At 59.5% G+C, this 15,369-nt stretch carries 23 protein-coding genes; 1 reads left to right on the top strand and 22 read right to left on the bottom strand.

Features of this window, described 5'->3' with window-relative positions; genetic code table 11:
* Positions 1-63: 63 nt before the first annotated feature.
* The 22 genes from RSF91_RS01000 to RSF91_RS00895 form a co-directional block, all read right to left on the bottom strand.
* Positions 64-381, bottom strand: a complete 318-nt coding sequence (locus RSF91_RS01000; protein WP_332566668.1) for a DUF1799 domain-containing protein — start codon at positions 379-381, stop codon at positions 64-66.
* A gap of 38 nt (positions 382-419) precedes the next feature.
* The gene (locus tag RSF91_RS00995) at positions 420-905 is read right to left on the bottom strand and encodes a hypothetical protein (protein ID WP_332566667.1); all 486 of its coding nucleotides are present in this window, start codon (positions 903-905) and stop codon (positions 420-422) included.
* Positions 906-958: 53 nt separating this feature from the next.
* A complete protein-coding gene (locus tag RSF91_RS00990) occupies positions 959-1,897 on the bottom strand; it encodes a hypothetical protein (protein ID WP_332566666.1) in 939 nt (312 codons plus the stop codon).
* A gap of 3 nt (positions 1,898-1,900) precedes the next feature.
* Positions 1,901-2,101: a hypothetical protein gene (locus RSF91_RS00985; RefSeq protein WP_332566665.1), complete on the bottom strand. Its 201-nt coding sequence runs from the start codon at positions 2,099-2,101 to the stop codon at positions 1,901-1,903.
* Positions 2,098-2,532: a phage tail terminator protein gene (locus RSF91_RS00980; RefSeq protein WP_332566664.1), complete on the bottom strand. Its 435-nt coding sequence runs from the start codon at positions 2,530-2,532 to the stop codon at positions 2,098-2,100. The genes RSF91_RS00985 and RSF91_RS00980 overlap by 4 nt, the downstream gene beginning before the upstream one ends.
* A 2-nt stretch (positions 2,533-2,534) precedes the next feature.
* Positions 2,535-2,996 (bottom strand): gp436 family protein, encoded by a 462-nt coding sequence (locus tag RSF91_RS00975; RefSeq protein ID WP_332566663.1) that lies wholly within the window; start codon positions 2,994-2,996, stop codon positions 2,535-2,537.
* 2 nt (positions 2,997-2,998) lie between these two features.
* Entirely contained in the window at positions 2,999-3,307 is a 309-nt protein-coding gene (locus RSF91_RS00970; protein WP_332566662.1) for a hypothetical protein, read from the bottom strand.
* 4 nt (positions 3,308-3,311) lie between these two features.
* Entirely contained in the window at positions 3,312-4,268 is a 957-nt protein-coding gene (locus RSF91_RS00965; RefSeq protein ID WP_332566661.1) for a major capsid protein, read from the bottom strand.
* A 69-nt stretch (positions 4,269-4,337) separates the two neighbouring features.
* A complete protein-coding gene (locus RSF91_RS00960) occupies positions 4,338-4,703 on the bottom strand; it encodes a DUF2190 domain-containing protein (protein ID WP_332566660.1) in 366 nt (121 codons plus the stop codon).
* Positions 4,704-4,712: 9 nt separating this feature from the next.
* Positions 4,713-5,879, bottom strand: a complete 1,167-nt coding sequence (locus RSF91_RS00955) for a hypothetical protein (RefSeq protein WP_332566659.1) — start codon at positions 5,877-5,879, stop codon at positions 4,713-4,715.
* A 71-nt stretch (positions 5,880-5,950) separates the two neighbouring features.
* The gene (locus tag RSF91_RS00950; RefSeq protein WP_332566658.1) at positions 5,951-6,463 is read right to left on the bottom strand and encodes a phage virion morphogenesis protein; all 513 of its coding nucleotides are present in this window, start codon (positions 6,461-6,463) and stop codon (positions 5,951-5,953) included.
* Positions 6,464-6,748: 285 nt separating this feature from the next.
* Positions 6,749-8,050, bottom strand: a complete 1,302-nt coding sequence (locus RSF91_RS00945; RefSeq protein WP_332566657.1) for a phage minor head protein — start codon at positions 8,048-8,050, stop codon at positions 6,749-6,751.
* A complete protein-coding gene (locus tag RSF91_RS00940; protein WP_332566656.1) occupies positions 8,047-9,585 on the bottom strand; it encodes a DUF935 domain-containing protein in 1,539 nt (512 codons plus the stop codon). The genes RSF91_RS00945 and RSF91_RS00940 overlap by 4 nt, the downstream gene beginning before the upstream one ends.
* The gene (locus RSF91_RS00935; protein ID WP_332566655.1) at positions 9,582-10,934 is read right to left on the bottom strand and encodes a terminase large subunit domain-containing protein; all 1,353 of its coding nucleotides are present in this window, start codon (positions 10,932-10,934) and stop codon (positions 9,582-9,584) included. The genes RSF91_RS00940 and RSF91_RS00935 overlap by 4 nt, the downstream gene beginning before the upstream one ends.
* A complete protein-coding gene (locus RSF91_RS00930; RefSeq protein WP_332566654.1) occupies positions 10,931-11,464 on the bottom strand; it encodes a phage protein Gp27 family protein in 534 nt (177 codons plus the stop codon). The genes RSF91_RS00935 and RSF91_RS00930 overlap by 4 nt, the downstream gene beginning before the upstream one ends.
* A 14-nt stretch (positions 11,465-11,478) precedes the next feature.
* On the bottom strand, positions 11,479-11,796 hold the full coding sequence (locus RSF91_RS00925) for a hypothetical protein (protein ID WP_332566653.1): 318 nt from the start codon (positions 11,794-11,796) through the stop codon (positions 11,479-11,481).
* A gap of 14 nt (positions 11,797-11,810) precedes the next feature.
* The gene (locus RSF91_RS00920) at positions 11,811-12,104 is read right to left on the bottom strand and encodes a hypothetical protein (protein WP_332566652.1); all 294 of its coding nucleotides are present in this window, start codon (positions 12,102-12,104) and stop codon (positions 11,811-11,813) included.
* A gap of 23 nt (positions 12,105-12,127) precedes the next feature.
* Positions 12,128-12,670 carry a hypothetical protein gene (locus RSF91_RS00915; protein WP_332566651.1) on the bottom strand — a complete coding sequence of 181 codons (543 nt, stop codon included), beginning with the start codon at positions 12,668-12,670 and terminating at the stop codon, positions 12,128-12,130.
* Positions 12,667-13,347, bottom strand: a complete 681-nt coding sequence (locus RSF91_RS00910; RefSeq protein WP_332566650.1) for a lysozyme — start codon at positions 13,345-13,347, stop codon at positions 12,667-12,669. Before RSF91_RS00910 ends, RSF91_RS00915 begins: the two co-directional genes overlap by 4 nt.
* Positions 13,348-13,391: 44 nt before the next feature.
* The gene (locus RSF91_RS00905) at positions 13,392-13,991 is read right to left on the bottom strand and encodes a hypothetical protein (protein ID WP_332566649.1); all 600 of its coding nucleotides are present in this window, start codon (positions 13,989-13,991) and stop codon (positions 13,392-13,394) included.
* Positions 13,988-14,551: a hypothetical protein gene (locus RSF91_RS00900; RefSeq protein ID WP_332566648.1), complete on the bottom strand. Its 564-nt coding sequence runs from the start codon at positions 14,549-14,551 to the stop codon at positions 13,988-13,990. The genes RSF91_RS00905 and RSF91_RS00900 overlap by 4 nt, the downstream gene beginning before the upstream one ends.
* A 22-nt stretch (positions 14,552-14,573) precedes the next feature.
* Positions 14,574-14,987: a helix-turn-helix domain-containing protein gene (locus tag RSF91_RS00895; protein WP_332566647.1), complete on the bottom strand. Its 414-nt coding sequence runs from the start codon at positions 14,985-14,987 to the stop codon at positions 14,574-14,576.
* A 119-nt stretch (positions 14,988-15,106) separates the two neighbouring features.
* Between RSF91_RS00895 and RSF91_RS00890 the strand changes: the two genes are divergently transcribed.
* Positions 15,107-15,361 carry a helix-turn-helix domain-containing protein gene (locus RSF91_RS00890; RefSeq protein ID WP_332566646.1) on the top strand — a complete coding sequence of 85 codons (255 nt, stop codon included), beginning with the start codon at positions 15,107-15,109 and terminating at the stop codon, positions 15,359-15,361.
* Positions 15,362-15,369 lie beyond the last annotated feature (8 nt).

Here is a 15,369-nt window from a genome sequence, read left to right as displayed (position 1 = left end):
TGACATCACTGGATGTCTAGTGTGACGCGGTATTCAACGGTGTTATTGCTGCCTGCCATGTTGCTATTGCTTGTTGCGCAGCTTGCGCGCTTCGTCTTCAAGAATGCGCACCTGCATGAGAACAGTGCGCCGCTTTTTTGGCTTGATGCCGTGCATGTCCATCACGGCCAGAAGAGATGCGTAATCAATCCCTTCGTAGAACACCTGGGCCAGTCCGGCGATCACGCGCCACTGGGTCCAAGTGGCCAGAAAGCACTCCCATGCGGGCCAGAGTTCGTCAGAGAGTTCCAGGTCTTCGTCCTGGTCGTCTTCGGTCTCCGGGGGCTGGGCCTGCTTGACCTGGTCAGGGTCTACGCCGAGCTTTTTCCACTGCTCCCGCAACTCGGCGTCATCCTCTTCAGTGCTGCGCGATGGCCCGTTCAGGAGGTGGTGACGGACTGCGCTTCGGAGTTTTTTTCTACATCCTCGGCCGTCACAGGTTTGTTGATGGCATCGAAGTAGGCCTTGACCAGGCTGCCTTCGAGGCCATCCAGGTCTTCCTCCAGTTCGGTGCGAGTGGCATGCGTGTAGGGCACGAACTCACCCTGGTGGTCGTGCAGGTCCCAGTCAACCAGCACATCGTTGAGCATTTCCGCGTCCGTCATGGTCTTGGCGGCCAGTCGGTCTTTCCAGAAGTCACGCTGATGGGCTTCCGTGGCAGGGTCGTCAATCAGCTTCTGGATGGATTGGCGCACCTCGGCTGTCATGCCCATGGCGGCCACACGATGGTTCAGAGCCACACGTTCAGACTTCTTCAGGCGCTTGAAACGGGCACGAAACTTCAGGACTTCGGGCTTGCCGTCGTCACCCACGCGGGCGAAAGTGACAGGCGCAAAGAAGGCGACGGATGCAAGGATGACGGTCATGGTTACTCTTTTTGAAACAGGTTTTCAGGGGCTTGGAAGGCTGGGCGTTGCGGTCAGACCGTGATGGTCCATTCGTCATTGCCTGCATCGGATGGGATCAAGGTCAGCGGGATAGTGATCATCTGAATGCCGTCTTGGTCGCTGAAGCTGGGCTTGCCGATCTGAGCCAGGGGCGCGGCAATGGCCACGGTGTTGGTCGCTGCCTGGCCATGCTTGAGGGCCAGAGGCACCTTGACGCCAGCTCGGGCCATTTCGATCCAGTTCTTGGTAGCCACATCCGTATTACGGAAGGTCACGCTGGCGGTGGATTCGCGGCCCGTGATTTCCGTGTTGTCCACGTTCATCAAGTCCTGCTTGACCACTTTGTTGCCGAAGTCCAGATTGAAGCTGCTGGCTTCAGCCTGGTAGCCATCCAGGCTCAGCGTGCTGTTGAGCTTGTTGACGCCCAAGGGGCGCTGGAATTTGGCGTAGTTCACGGCAGGCATTTGCGCAGCGTCTTCCACAGGGATGAATGCGCCCGTGAATTCAAACTGCCACTTGGGAATGCCCTTGGCGTCAATCACGGCCTTGCAGTTGCCGCGTGCGCCGCTCATCTTGTAGACCAGCTTGTCCAGCGTAGCGATGATGGTCAGGCTCTGCAGGTTGTCGGTAACCGGCGCAAACACGGTGCCTGCGTTAGGGCCTGGAGCTGCAGTGTTGGTGGCACTGGTGGCGCAAGCTCGCATCAGTGCTTCATAGCCAGGCAGGTCGCCTGCCACGCCCACACCGGCCAGGCCGACGCTGAAGGACATCTTGCGGTAGACGGTGACCAGGACTTTCTCAGAGGCGCCGAAGAAAGGGCGAATCACGCCTTGGCTGGCTTCGTCGCCTTCCAGAGGCGTCAGCGTCACATCACTGACTTCAATGGCATTGGCTGCCACAGGCGCGGCCAGGGTGCCGGAGACGGCTTCGATCATGGCCAGGATGGCCAGCTTGCTGATGTATTTCGCCATGGTTTACTCCTTGGGTGTTACGGGCTTGTCGGCAACGCGCTGGCGTTTGCCGTCAATAACTTGGTAGAGACCGCCTTGGCCGTGGAACTCATCGGGCTCGATGGCCTGGCTGGTCTGCGCGGGCTGAACCACGGCCAGATCGGTGGCTCCTGTGGGGGCACCGGCTTGCGGCGCGGTCGATTTCTGCTCATTGGCTTTGCTCATTGCTGTGTCCAGTAATAGGTAATGAGGTATTCGTCAGACCACCAGGTGCGACCCTCAGCAAAATTCAGAAGCCGACCTTTGCCCGCGTAAACAGGCTCTCCGGCTTCCTCATCGGGCACCCAGCCCAGTAGTGCTTTACGGACCTTGGCGCGTAAGGTGTTGAGGTCCATGACGGCATCAGCACCCAGCTCGTCGCGGTAGTGGTCCAAGCAAAAGATCACGGCCACAGTGCCCTCCACGCGCTGGATGGTCCTGCCCGCAAACGACTCATCGCGGTTGGGCAGGTCAGCGATAGGTACCACAAAGGCTGCGGGCGTATCGACTCGGCTATCGCTGTTGATGACCGTGTCCAGCTCGATGGCGCCGCCTACCTGGCGCAGGTCGGAGACCTGATCCAGCAGGCGGGCGATGGTGGCGGCAATCACGTCCATGGCTACAGCACCCGATTCATCAGTGAGCCGCCGAACATGCGCTCACCAGTGCGCACAGATGTGGGCCCGCCCGTGGGCGCTGGCCCGCCAGAAGGTGCCGCTGCAAGCCCAAGGCCCAGCAGGATGGAGCCATTGGCCACGCCTTCAAGCCATTTGATGGTGGACTTGTAGCGGGTGGTGATCTCTTCCTGGTTGCGCACCTCGGTGCCCGTGCCGTGATAGCGGGCCATGTTGAGCACTGCCAAGCGCAAAGGCTTGGGAGCCTCAGCAGCCTGCCCACCCACATTGGTCAGCGGCACGGCATAGCGACGGCCGACATAACCATTGGCCTCATCGCTGGCCAGCTCAATCAGGCGCTCCAGGGCGGCGTTGTCAATGACGCCGCTCTTGTTGCGATCTGACAGAGCGAGGGCTTCGCGCTGGCCGAAGTGCTCAATGAAGTCCTGGGCTGTGGCGTAGACCATGGTTATTCCTCGGCGGCCAGGACAATGCCTGCAGGCAGACCTTCGACCTGGTCGGCAGTCAGCGTGATGGGGTCGCCCGCCTGGTAGGCCTTCCCATCCAGATGCAGAGAGTCCTGCACGATGTAGCCGCGCTTGGCGGTTGTAAGGGCCAGAAGCTGGTCTCTTGTTTCAGATGCTGAGTACGTTCGTACTGGATGCATCGTCACCAGGTCAGCTTCCCCCTTCACTGAGGAAGAGGCCGGTGCAGAAGCTGCTGCCACGGCCTTGGTCGGTTTGCCGCCCTTGACGGCAGCGGGCTTGGTTGTGGCCATGACGTCAGGCCACCGCGTTCTGGAAGAAGCAGCCAGCCTCCTGGAAGGAGACCAGTTCCTTGACCTGTTCGCCCACGCGCACCAGGGTGGAGCCGCGCAAGCCCATGCGGGGCAGGTCCATGGTTCCAGCGATACGGTCACCCCACTGGGCGGTAAAGCCGAAGGAAGGCAGTGAGCCGCGTGGGTCCTTGACGGACTTTTCCAGTCGCATGAAAGCGGCATGCTTGCCCCAGCAGCGGGACATGGCTGCGTTCTGGCCCTTCTTGGCGTTATTGATGAAGCTCTGGCCCACATGCAGCTCGCTCAGCTCCAGCAACTCAGCCACGGCCGCGCGGCTGGCCATGCCCTTGGCTGCAGCACTGGCGTTTTTGCCGCCGATGTTCAGCACGGCCGCCACGACAGCGGGGTGGGTGCGGAACTTGGTCCAGGTCTGTTGCCCGAACACTGCGACGTTAGGACGCACCAACATTTCATCAAAGAGCGTCAGGATGGCCGTGATGGGATCGCTGTCGGCATGGCTCCACTGGCTGGTGCCAGCCAAGGTGGTACGCAGACCTGCTGCGTAGGTGCCAGGATTGAAGTACAGGCTGGCCACGCGCTGCTCACGCGCCAGCTCCACCAGCAGCGAGGTGCGCTCAGCGGCTACGCCCAGCGGGTCATAGTTATTGGCACCGCTTTCTGCCGCCAGGATGTCGCGATTGGGGACGACGTCATCCAGACCGTGGTCTTCGACCTGGTCGGTCACGTCCTTGCCGCCGAACTCCACCACGTTGGGCTCACTGGTGCGGCCCACGTTGGTATCGGGTACCGTGAAAGAGTCTTCAGTGGTAAAGCGGGTGTAGACGAACTTCTCGCCTTCCACGGGGATACGGGGGCAGACCAGATCGGCAATCATGCCTTCGGGCTTGACCGCCATGGCGATCTGGGTCAGTTTGGGCTGTGTATTGAATGGGCCAGACATTGCAAAAGTCCTTGGATGGGGCGAGTTAAACGGGGGCTAAAACAGAAATAAAAGCGGCTTTAAAGGCGCTTAGGCTGCAGCGCTGCTGGGGGCGATCAGTACCAGGCAGACGTCACCGGCCACGCCACTGACCTCCGCCACAGCAATGACGCGGGCGGCACCGGCCGCAGCCACAGCACGGCCCTGGGCGTCTGCCGTCAGCAGCTGGCCACGGGTGACCGCGCCGCCGTACTCGACCAGAGTCAGGCCGGTGCGCACCACATCCACACGGGCACCGGCTGGGCAGTCGGTGGCACTGCGGTCCGTGATGCCGATGGAGGCATCAGCAGCGGCTGCTGCGTGCTGGACTTCACCGTCGGCTGCACCGAACTTGACGATGCGATAGGCCGCCAGGGCAGCGGCTGCGCGGTAGTTCTTGGCGAGATAAGAATTCAAGACTTACTCCTAGGCTTGGCTGACAGAAGTGGTGGCTTCGGCGGTGACATGGCTGACCGCATCGGTGAAGCTGACGTAGCGGCCTTTTTCGGCCTGGCTGTTCTTCCAAGCGACGGCTTCATCGGCGATCTGGCGGTCGGTCTTGGCCGCCGTGGTGCCTGCGGCCGCAGACTTGGTGGCCACATCACCAAAGGAGATCAACGGGGGCAGCTCCTGCAGGCCAGCGCGCAGGGCTTCGTGCAGCGGCTTGGCGGCATCACCGTCACCAAAGGAGATGCACTGACCTTCCACGGGGGCACTCAGGTGGTTCAGGGTGCTGGCCAGCAGATCGCGGTGGCCAGAGGGCCAGCGGCCGGTTTTGATCAGGCCGTCGGCAAAGGACAGGTTGGCGGCCACTCGCTTGTCGGTCTCGGCCTGGACCTGCAGCTGCTGCAGACGGCGGTTTTCTGCCTGCAGCTCGGCGTTCTTGCGCTCGGCCTCGGCCAGTTGAGCCTTTTCGGCGTCAGTCATGGGGGATTGCTCCTGGTTAGATGCCGCGTCCGCAAAGCTGCGCAAACCGGCGGTTGGGGAACTGGGGGTCTCGGCGGCGCGCTGGGACATCTCGCGCAGGGATTCGATTTCCCAGCCAGGGACGATGCGTTCAGCGGCCTCAACGCCTGATTGGCTGATAAGCCAGTCACGAAAGCGGCCGAGTACACGAGCAACAACCGATCCGCCATAGGCAGGGAAGTCCGCAAAGGACAGCTCGCAGGACGCCAGCTGGCCAGCGTCATCACCAAAGGAGAAAGTGCGCAGGCCCTTGACTGCGGGAGCCATGGCGCCCAGGAAGCCCACGTCACGCAGATAGAACTGGCCGGGCGTCGGGTTGTTGGGGTGATCAGGCGTGAAGAAGCGCGCAGACAGCTTCTTAAACAGGCCCTGTTTGCGCATATCGGCAAACTCGGCCTGCACCTGGTGCTCATCGGCCTGCAGGCGGCCGTCGGCAAAGCTCAGGCCCTTGACCCAGCCAAAGGCGGGTGCATCGTGCTGAGGATGACCAATGATGAGAGGGGCTTCGTGCAGCGACGGGTCGTAGCGTTCGGCAATGCCGCGCAGGTCATCGTCTGAGAAGCTGACCGCCTTGCCTTCCATGGCAGCGACGGTGCGATTAGCAATGAAGAGGTCAAAATCTGGCATGCCCAGACTTTGAAGTTTGGGAGCCAGTTTGAGAGGCGTGACAGCGGTCACGTCCCTCTATATAGATCAGCTCAGATCAGCTTGTTTTGGCGCAGTATTTCGTCGTACCAGTCGTTGATGTCTTCGCTCAGGTCCACCATGTCCTGGTCAGTGAGCTTGAGGAATTCACGCGCCGGGATGCGCACCGACTGGGCCATGACGCCGCCAAAGCGTAAGGCCTTGGCTTTCTTGGCGCGGATGACGCCACCTGATTGCTGGATACGTGCATAAATCAGATTGGTGCCGACGGCGGCCAGGCTCGGGCTCCAGTGTTGGGTGATACTGTTTTTAAGGCGGCCAGAGCGCTGCAGTATCTTGCCCGGCCAGTGGCCGTCCTTTTTGCGCTGCTCAATAGTGAGAGCGCTCAAGGGTTCCCACTTGGGCCGCCCCTGATCTTCAAAGTTATCTTCCACTGCCGCCAGCAAGCTGCCGCTGATGCGCTTCATCAGCTCATTGCCTTGGCGCGCATCCATTTGTTGGACCGCCCGGCCCAGCAACTTGAGTACATCCGGGTTTTTCAGCTCAATTTTGAGGATTGGCGGCATGGGGGCCTCTTTCTATAATGGGCAGTGACGGGTGGCGCGCGATGTGGTGAGGTTCATGCAGACCATTGACCCACTGAGGTGAGCCCAACGTGTGCATGCACGCAGTTCGGATATAGACCGCCACCCGTTCTTTTGGGCTTTTGCAGCCTTTCGCGGTATCTGCAGACCGCGCCTGAATTCAAAACCACCCCGCCGAGGCAATTTAAAGGGGGACGATAGTCGGTGTTTTGACAAACCGAGGGGGTTGCACCCTCAGCACGGCAAAAGCGCTCAAATCGCCTGATTTCATTTCCCCCAAAGCAGCTTTCCCTTACGCTGCCTATCCAATGCCCGGCTTTGAGCGTGCATCAGGTTCCAGAACACCGTGCCGTCTGCCATGACCTTGGCCACCACTAGGATGTCGTATTTGCTGGATCGGTACAGGCCGATATAGCGCCTGCGGGGCCTGCCATCGTCATACATCGTGAGCCAGACTTCATAGGGGTCCATCAGTGTGGGCAGGATGAAGTTGGCAAAGCGCTCACGGGCGTCTGCATCTTTCTCGGTCACATGGTCGATGTATTCAGAGCGCAGCAGCACATCACCGGCCGGGGTTTCGACCAGACGCGTGGCCTTGTCTGCCAGGCCCAGCACCGAGCGCACCACACCTGCTGCAGCCGAACGTGTCGCAGCCTTGGGCAATAGTGCTGGAGCCGGTAACTTCAGCTCGTCGCTGACCTTTTGCAGCGGCTGCAGTTGCAGGTCTGTCCAGTTGATCTGCCCGTCCAGCTCGCGCACAGGCCGACGCACAGCAGGATCAAGCTGCGGAAAACGGATGCCTGGATTGCTGTCAAAGCCCGCATCAGGCTGGAACACTGCACCGCCTGGAATGCCATCGTCATAGCGGGTGACAGTGATGGAGCTGCCATCACGCTGGGGCACTTGCACCTGGTTCAGCTTGCTTTCGGAGCTGCTGACGCCCAAGCCCTTGCGTGCCAGGTCCCGCTCACTCAGGGCGCGGACCGAGCAGCGGCAGTTGTAGCCATTGGGCGGAAAGATCACTTTCCAGATCGGATCGTCCCAGCGAAACACCTTGCCATGCAGCGCAGCATGCTCTGGCCGGGTGCGTGCATCCATCACTGCCAAGTATTGCCAATAGGGACGAGTATCGACCTGCTCGCGCAGCTCACGGTAGCGGCCAGCCATAAAAGCCGACTGCATATTGGTTTGAAAGATGGTTTTAAGGCGGTGAGACGTCAGGCCTTTGCGGATTTCGCCCGTGGCCGGGTCAATGCGGCCAGCACGCTGCAGCTCCTGCGCGCTGTAGTCACGGCCCCACCAGCCCTTGGTCTGCAGGCGCGGAATCAATTGATCCTTGAACTGCTGCAGGGTGCCGCCTTCGCGCATGGTGCGCAGCAGCTCGGTATGGATGTCGGCCAGGACGTCCGCCTTGAGTACATTGGCTACTGTGAAGTCGCGGGCGTGGGCCTCGTCCCGCATTTCTGTCCAGTTGCCAGTGACCCGCAGGCCCTTGCTCTGCAGGTAACGAATGGCCCGCGTGGGAGGCAGGCCAAAAGCATGGGCCAGCGCTGGAGCTTGGACGGTCATGCCTGGTTACCTCCGCTGTCTCCCCCGTCGCGTCCCGAATCCATGCCCGCGAGGTCAGCCACAAAGCAGGCCTGGCCAAGCAGCTCGCCAATGGCTTGCGTGTCCATGTCTGGCCAAGCATCCAGCAGGGCTTGCTCAACAGCCTGCAGAGACTCAGCGCGGGCTATCGCATCCAGGGCAGGCTGCAGCAGTGTGCGCATTGCGCCATTGATGGCGTCATCGTCCAGCTGGTCAATAGCAGCATCCAGCGCAGCTTGACTGGCAGAGAGAGGTAGATCACCACCAGGCAGATCGTCTGCAAAGCTCAGGTCCTGTGTGGCCGAGGGCTTGCCTGGCACAGCCGGATCCTCTTCATGCAGATCACCTTCTTCTAGGTTGTAGGTACGCTGGAAGTATTTCTGCGTAAAGTTAGCGCCTGCTTTTTTAAGCGTTTCGTCGCGCTTGGCTCGGATATCGTCCACGCGCTCCTGCCGCCAGAACTTGAAGACGGGCGGCTCTGCACCGGGGAAATTGACTGCGCAAAAGTCATTGACCCACTGATTGATGCCTTCGGCCACCATCTGCGCGTCGTCGTCCTGCAGGTCTTCTTCGACCTCACCGCCAGCCGTGGCGCTGGCCCGGTTGGAGTCCTGCTCCACGGTCTGGTTATTGCCCAGCAGCGCGATATTGATTTCGCTGCGGCAGAACATCAGCAGCTCTTTATAGAGATCAGCATTGGAAGTGCTGCCCACGGACTTCAGCTCCACGCTGGCGTCATCAGGCACCACGGCCACGGCATCACGCACCATCTGCATGAGGTCGCCAGCGAGGGAATCCATCTCTGCCTGGGCCGTGCCGCGCGGCAGCTTGCCGATGGCCCAGGGCATGCCGTATTTCTCGGTGAAGGTGACCCAGAACTTCATGCCACCGCGCTTGAACGTCACCGGCCAGAAGCACGGTGCCAGGTCGGGCTCTCCGTATGGGTTCTCCCAGCTGCGCATCTTGCCCACCACCACAAATTTGCGCTCTGGCACGGGCACGCCCTGGGCGTGGCCACGGGCTTTGAACAGCAGTTCGCCCGACTCATGGTGAAAGCCAAACCACTCCGAAGGCTTGGCAACGGGCACCGGCACCAGTTGCCCATCGATATAGCGCCAGTCATATTCCAGGACACGGTAGCCAAAGAAGGCTCCATCCATCATGGCGCGCAGCTGGGCTTCAATGCCCAGATGACGGGCCACAGCGGCCTCGCAGGCCCGGCGCACGCGCACCGGCGTATTGCTAGCGTCCTGCTCAAAGCCGCGCTCCATGGACAGCACGGCCGCAATGCGTCGGCGGCGGATGCCCTTAATTAGAGGGTCGGCCAGCAGGTTCCGGTAAACCGCGATGTCCTGGCCAAGCGCCTTGAGCACCGGGTCAGGATTGGGCAGCAGGCCAAAGAAGGAGTTGAGGTCGCCTGCGGCCATGCGCGTTGCGATCTGGCCCGCCATGGGCTTTTCGACCTGGTCGGCAAAGCTGCGGAAATGCGTGGGGGAGATATAGAGACCGTGTTTCATGTGAGATAGCCTTTCAGCTGCTCGGCTACCGACTTGGTGGATGGGGGACGGGCGCTGGCCACGCGCACGGGGCCTGCCGCGCCATGCGCTGCCAGGCAGGACAGCGCTTTGGCCCAGAAGCGGTCCGCGTGGCCATTGGCGTCAGAGTCGGCATCAAACCGGGGCACGCCCGTGGGGCTGGGAATCTTGCGGACCTTGTGCAGGTCAGAGCGCAGTTTCTCGTCAGCCATGGGAATGCGGCTTTTACGATCCTCAAAACTCTGTTTGATGAGCGTGGCCATGGTCATCTTGGTGCTGGAGTTGAAGAGGATGCCTTCCACGCGGTTGACACCGTAGCGGCGTTTGGCATCCTCCACCGGCTTTTCGCCCATGCTGGTCTGGTCCATGCAGTAGCGCACCACGTTGTATCGCTGCTCCACATCGTCCTGCAGCGCATCCTGCTCGGCAAAGCTGATGCGCTTCTTGACGATGACTTCACGGGTCCAGAGCACGTCGCCCACCAGCTCGTCCACCCAGATCACAAAATTGTCATTGCGCGCAGCGATGTCCACACCCACATAGCAAGGGCCGCCCGTGTAGTGGTCGGGAATGCCCGCGTGGTCATGCTCCACGCTGTTGATCAGGTCATAGGACAGCCAGGAGCTGGCCTCGTCCAGCCATTCAAGCAAGAACTCCTGCGACCATGCATCCTCATCCATGAGCGCGGCGCGCAGCTCGTCGGCATTGCGCGGCAGGCCGTCGGCAATGGCCTGGTGGATGTCAACGACGTGGCGAGACCAGATGGAATCGTCGCCCGTGGACAAGTCATAGAACTTGTTGCCCTTGCCATTGGGCGTGCTGGTCACGCGCAGGCGCCAGCCCGCCGAGATCACGGGAAACAGCGCCGTCCAAATCTTGCGGCTGTCTTTGTGGAAGGCAAATTCGTCCAGGAACACATTGGCCGAGAAGCCGCGCGCTGTGTCTGGGTTGGCAGGCAAGGCGCTGATCTTGTTGCCATTGGGGTAGATCAGTTGCAGGGCCCGGCGACGAATGCCGGACTCTTCGTCGTAGAAGTCGGTGTCTTCGCGGGCCACCTTCATGGCCGCGCCGTAGGCGGCCTGATGGCGCATGACGCCTTCCTCCATGGCCTCCAGCGCCTGGCGTTCACCACGACTCAAGATCACCCAGGGAGAGCGCAAGCTGCGAATCTCGGCCTCGGCCACATCGTCCACGATCTCCAGCGTGGTGGTGAAGGTCTTGCCAGTCTGGCGGGCGAAGCGGCCGAGCTTGAAGCGGGCCTTGTCCTTGATCCAGCGCACCTGGTACGGATACAGCAGCCCACTGCGAGACGGTACAGCGACGGCATTCATAGAGCGCCTTCGTAGACGGCCCGGACTTTTTCCAGCATGGCCAGGGCGATATCGCGGCTTTCGCCCTTCATGGCCTTGGCCTCGGCCTCCACCTCTTTCATGCGCTGCTCGGCCTTGGCGCGTACCTCGGCGGCGTACTTCTTCATGGGCAGGCTGGCACGCACCAGGCGCGAAACCTGCAGCGTGAGCTTGCCCAGGTCCATCTTGTCCGGGTCGATCTGCACCACCTTAAGTACTTCAAAGACCTTGTGCTGGGTCATGCGCATCAGCGCCTGGCTCATGGAATCGTCTTCATCGGGGTTGGCCGCGATGACGGCGCGGGCCTGCTCACCAGCAATGCGCATATTGGCCAGATCGGCTTCAAACTGGCTTCCATAACGCTGCAGGCCGCTCTTGCTGACATCGGCACCTTTGGCGCGCAAATCGGCAGCCAGCTGCACATAGTCGCCAAATCCCCGGCGCACCAGCTCTTCATCAAGCCAGGCCTTTAGCTCGGGCGGCATGGTCTCAATTTTCTTGCGTGGAGGCACGTCGTACCCTCCGGTCAGCCGCGCGATGCGTGATTGATAGGGCGGGCAATGCCCGGCTGGCAGTCAATGGCGTATTCGACCATGTCAATGCCGAAGCGGGTCAGCTCCACATACCAGCGGTCTGTGGGGTCCTTCTTGACCTTTACCAGCTCGCGCTCTTCCAGATAGTCCAGGTTGCGGCGCACCTCGTTTTCGGTGGCATCGGGATACACGCTCTGGATGATGGGCAGCATGGCTTCGGTGTAGATGCCCTGGGGGCGGGCCACATCAGCCACTTGCAACAGGTGCCAGCGCATGGCTTCACGACGGATTTTTTCGGAGAGTTGTTTCATCATGGCTGGTGCTTTCAGTGCTTGTCGCGCTCTAAGAGGGCGCGTTCGATAGTCAGGCGCAGCTGGTCAACGCGCACGTCAAAGCTGCCGATGGCGCGGATGAAGTCATCACGGCGCACATATTCACGGGGCAGCTCGGCGCGCATGTCACCCACCTGTCGCTCCAGGCGCTTGTCGGACTCTTCCTGGCTGTCCAAGCGTTTGTTGATCAGGACAAACTTCTCTTCGAGGTTTTTTTGCCCCTGGTTGAGCATCATCTTGGCCATGGCCCAAAAGCCGCCAATGATGGTGATAACCAAAGAGATCACATGCCAAAGTTCCAGCGTCAAAATCACTGAGTCACCCCTTCCAACTTGAACAACTGAGCCCGGCACGATGCATACGCTGCATTGACGGTTTCCGCTTCGGCGATCACTGCTCCAAGGCGTCGAGAATTGCTTTCTGGAAGTAGCCCGTAGGCTTGGGCTGGGTTTCCTGCACCAGCTTCGGCACTGGCGGCAGCGTCACCTTGGGTGCCTCCACCACCAGACCCACACTGGGCTGGCTGGGTGACGATGCGCACGCGCACAGGGCGATGCTCAAGCTCGCCAGCAAGGCGGGTAATTTCCAGCGTTGCAGCTTCATCCTTCTTCTCCTGAGTTTTTTGAAAGTCATTCAGCTCGGTCTGCTTGGCATCACGCTGGCGCGTTATCTCGTCCAGCTTGAGCTTGGCCAAGTCGGCCTGGTGCTGCACCTGGCCCTGCAAGGTCTTGAGTTCCTTGGCGTTGGCCGCAGCCAGGTCGCGGTAATGGCCAGCGCCCCACGCCAGAAAAAAGCCGAGCAGCAACAGCACGATCACGAACCAGTCGCGCAGGTCATCCAAGAGGTTTTTCATTGCCTGGTCTCCTGGAACACCTCGGCCGCGCCGATGTCATAGACCGGAGCTGGCGTGGTGGGAGCTGGGCCATGCCAGAGCTGGCGAAGCTGCTCAGCGGGCATATTGAGGCGCTGCAGACACAGCGTCATTTCATGGCTGCGACGCTTGACCAGGCCGGGCCAGCGCACACCGCCAGCAGTGACCCAGGCGGGCATTTGCGTGCAGGCCTGGGCAATGCGGCCCGCGTGCAGGTGCTGCAGCATGGTGGAATTGCGGCCACTTTTAAGCCACACAAAACCGTCTTTAACACCGCCTTTGCCGGGGCCGACGTTGTAGATAAAGCTGAGGAAACTGGCGACAGTCTCAGCAGGCATGCGCTCGCGCACGGTCTGGGGTACATGGCGCATGAAAATGTCCAGCGCCTGCTCAATGCCGCGCATGGTCAGCTCATCGCACTCTGCCTGCGTGGCCCGGTCACCCAGACGCACGCCTTGGGTCCAGCCCTCACAGATCGTTGGAATGCCTATAGGATCAAGATAGGCCTTGGTGTACCGGCCTTCTTCTTGGGGAATGACGCCGCTGCCATTGGTGCCCACAAGGATGGCCAGCACAGCGGCACCGATGCCACCGCCACCGAGCGTGGCGATGATTCTGGAGCGTGTAGAAAGAGACATGCCCAGCATCGTGCCGGGCATGGGTGATTTTTAGAGGCGTGACGGAGGTCACGCTCAAGCAGTTGCTACGGTGTGGCGGGACGGGCGGAGTTGGTGCGGTAGATAGCATCTTGCGCTAAAGACTGGGCATCACGTTCAGCTTGCGATGTGAATCGAACCTCGCACAAGCGATCAGAACACATTTGCTGGATACCAACGCCTTGGCTCAGCCATTTAGCGGATGATGCAGCGCTCTGTGCCAACGTGGTTTCCAGTGGCAAGCCAAAACGTTGTGATATTGAGTTGGCAATCTCAGATTTTCTAGAGCTATTGATATCGGTGAGATTCAACCATTTCAATGTTCCATCCTTGCCAATACCCGCCTTGAAAGACGCATAGGCAGCCCATTCTGGTCTACCGTCTGGATTGGGTAGAACAACTTCGCCAATAGCTGTGCCATCTTTATCTTTGAATGGCTTGTCAACCCAGCACATAGCTTTCGCAGTAGCTCCACTTCCCAAGGCCGATGAAGGGCATACCTTGAGCTGTTGAGACAGTTTTCCGCCAATGGGAAGACCAAAAACCTTAGTCACTGGCGCAGCTGCATGAACAAGACTCAACGTGAGCACGCTGCAAGTGATGATCGAAAAATCTCTTGCAAAGCGGATAAGTGAAAGTGTCTTCATGGATGGATCTTTACACGTCTGATCTGGCGAATAGGCGAATACGACCTTTCTATGCTGGCTTCACCTTTTGACTTCTTATCTTCATAAACCACTGTGCACCATCGATTCAAACGGTACAACTGTGCCTTGTTGAGGCTCATGACTTCTTTGGTGCCGAAAGCGTCAACCATAAAACTATAGACGAAGAGCCGCGTAATTTCTAATCCGTCAAACCGCTCCAGCCAGGTGAAAGTTTCCTTACGCATTCTGATCACCTCTGGTGGATCGATTACGCGCCCGGTCTTGATTGCAGGTTTACTTGAATCTATAGGTTTGCGATGAATCGTTGGCTTGCTCGATGTAAGTGGTTCTCGATTTGATTCCTGACTAGTAGCTATTTCTGCAGTGATGGCCACGCCATGAATATGAATATTGATTTCAGGCTGTTGAGCCTGGTTTATGACGTTGCCCTGAACATTACCAATTTGGACATTGCTATCACCTGCTTCCTGCATGCTTTGCCGCTCGGGCCGCCGCGACATGAAATTAAAAATCTTATTTAGCAGGTCCTTCAAAAACACTTCGTCTCCCTCTCTTTTGCACTTACTTGGTCACTCGTCTTCTTGTTGTCGATCGGCCTACATTGAGTCCACCTTCAACGTTTCCCGCTTGCACATTTCCTGATCCGACATTGCTCATAGTCTGACCACCGCTGGTACTTGCGCCAACCAGCGCACCCAAGGCAGCCGCTTTGACTGGCGGCGTAGCTGAGCGATACATCTGGATAACCAAAGCCTCATCGCTCGACAGTGATGCTTGGTCAAGCCGTCCCGTGAGGATGTAGAGCACATCCGCTCCGATCTCTGCAAAGCGCGAAAGAGCTTCAGCTCCAGGTAACGCAGCGCCTCCCTCCCAGTTAATTAAGGAGCGCTTTGTAGACCCCATCCTCTCTGCTGCTGCCTCTTGCGTAAGGCCGAGCCGCTTGCGTTCTTCCTGAATGCGTTGAGAGATTCCCATTTATTTCACTTTTAAGTGTTGCAAGGTGAAAGATATTTCACCATAATTGCGCCTAAGCCACCACCGTAACCGCTACGGCGGCGAATTACCTAACTTCTTAGGCAGAGGATAACAAAGCAATGCACCCGGAAGAGATCAAAGCAGCCATGCGTATTGCAGGAACTACCCCTGCAATGCTTTGCGATGAGTTGCAAGTGGCTGCATCGTCCGTCTCTCAGACCATCAGCGGCCACATCAAGAGCCAGCGCATTCAGAAGCGCATTTCCGAAATCATCGGCAAGCCCATCGAGGTCATTTGGCCAAACCAAGTGGTCCTGCGCCGCAGCCGTGCGCAGATCGAAGCCCAGCGCGCAGCGCGCGATAAAAGCAAATGAGGCTCCTG

Source organism: Comamonas sp., from assembly GCF_036643215.1.
Lineage (GTDB): Bacteria > Pseudomonadota > Gammaproteobacteria > Burkholderiales > Burkholderiaceae_C > Comamonas.
This window is presented reverse-complemented; position numbering and strand designations above follow the sequence as displayed.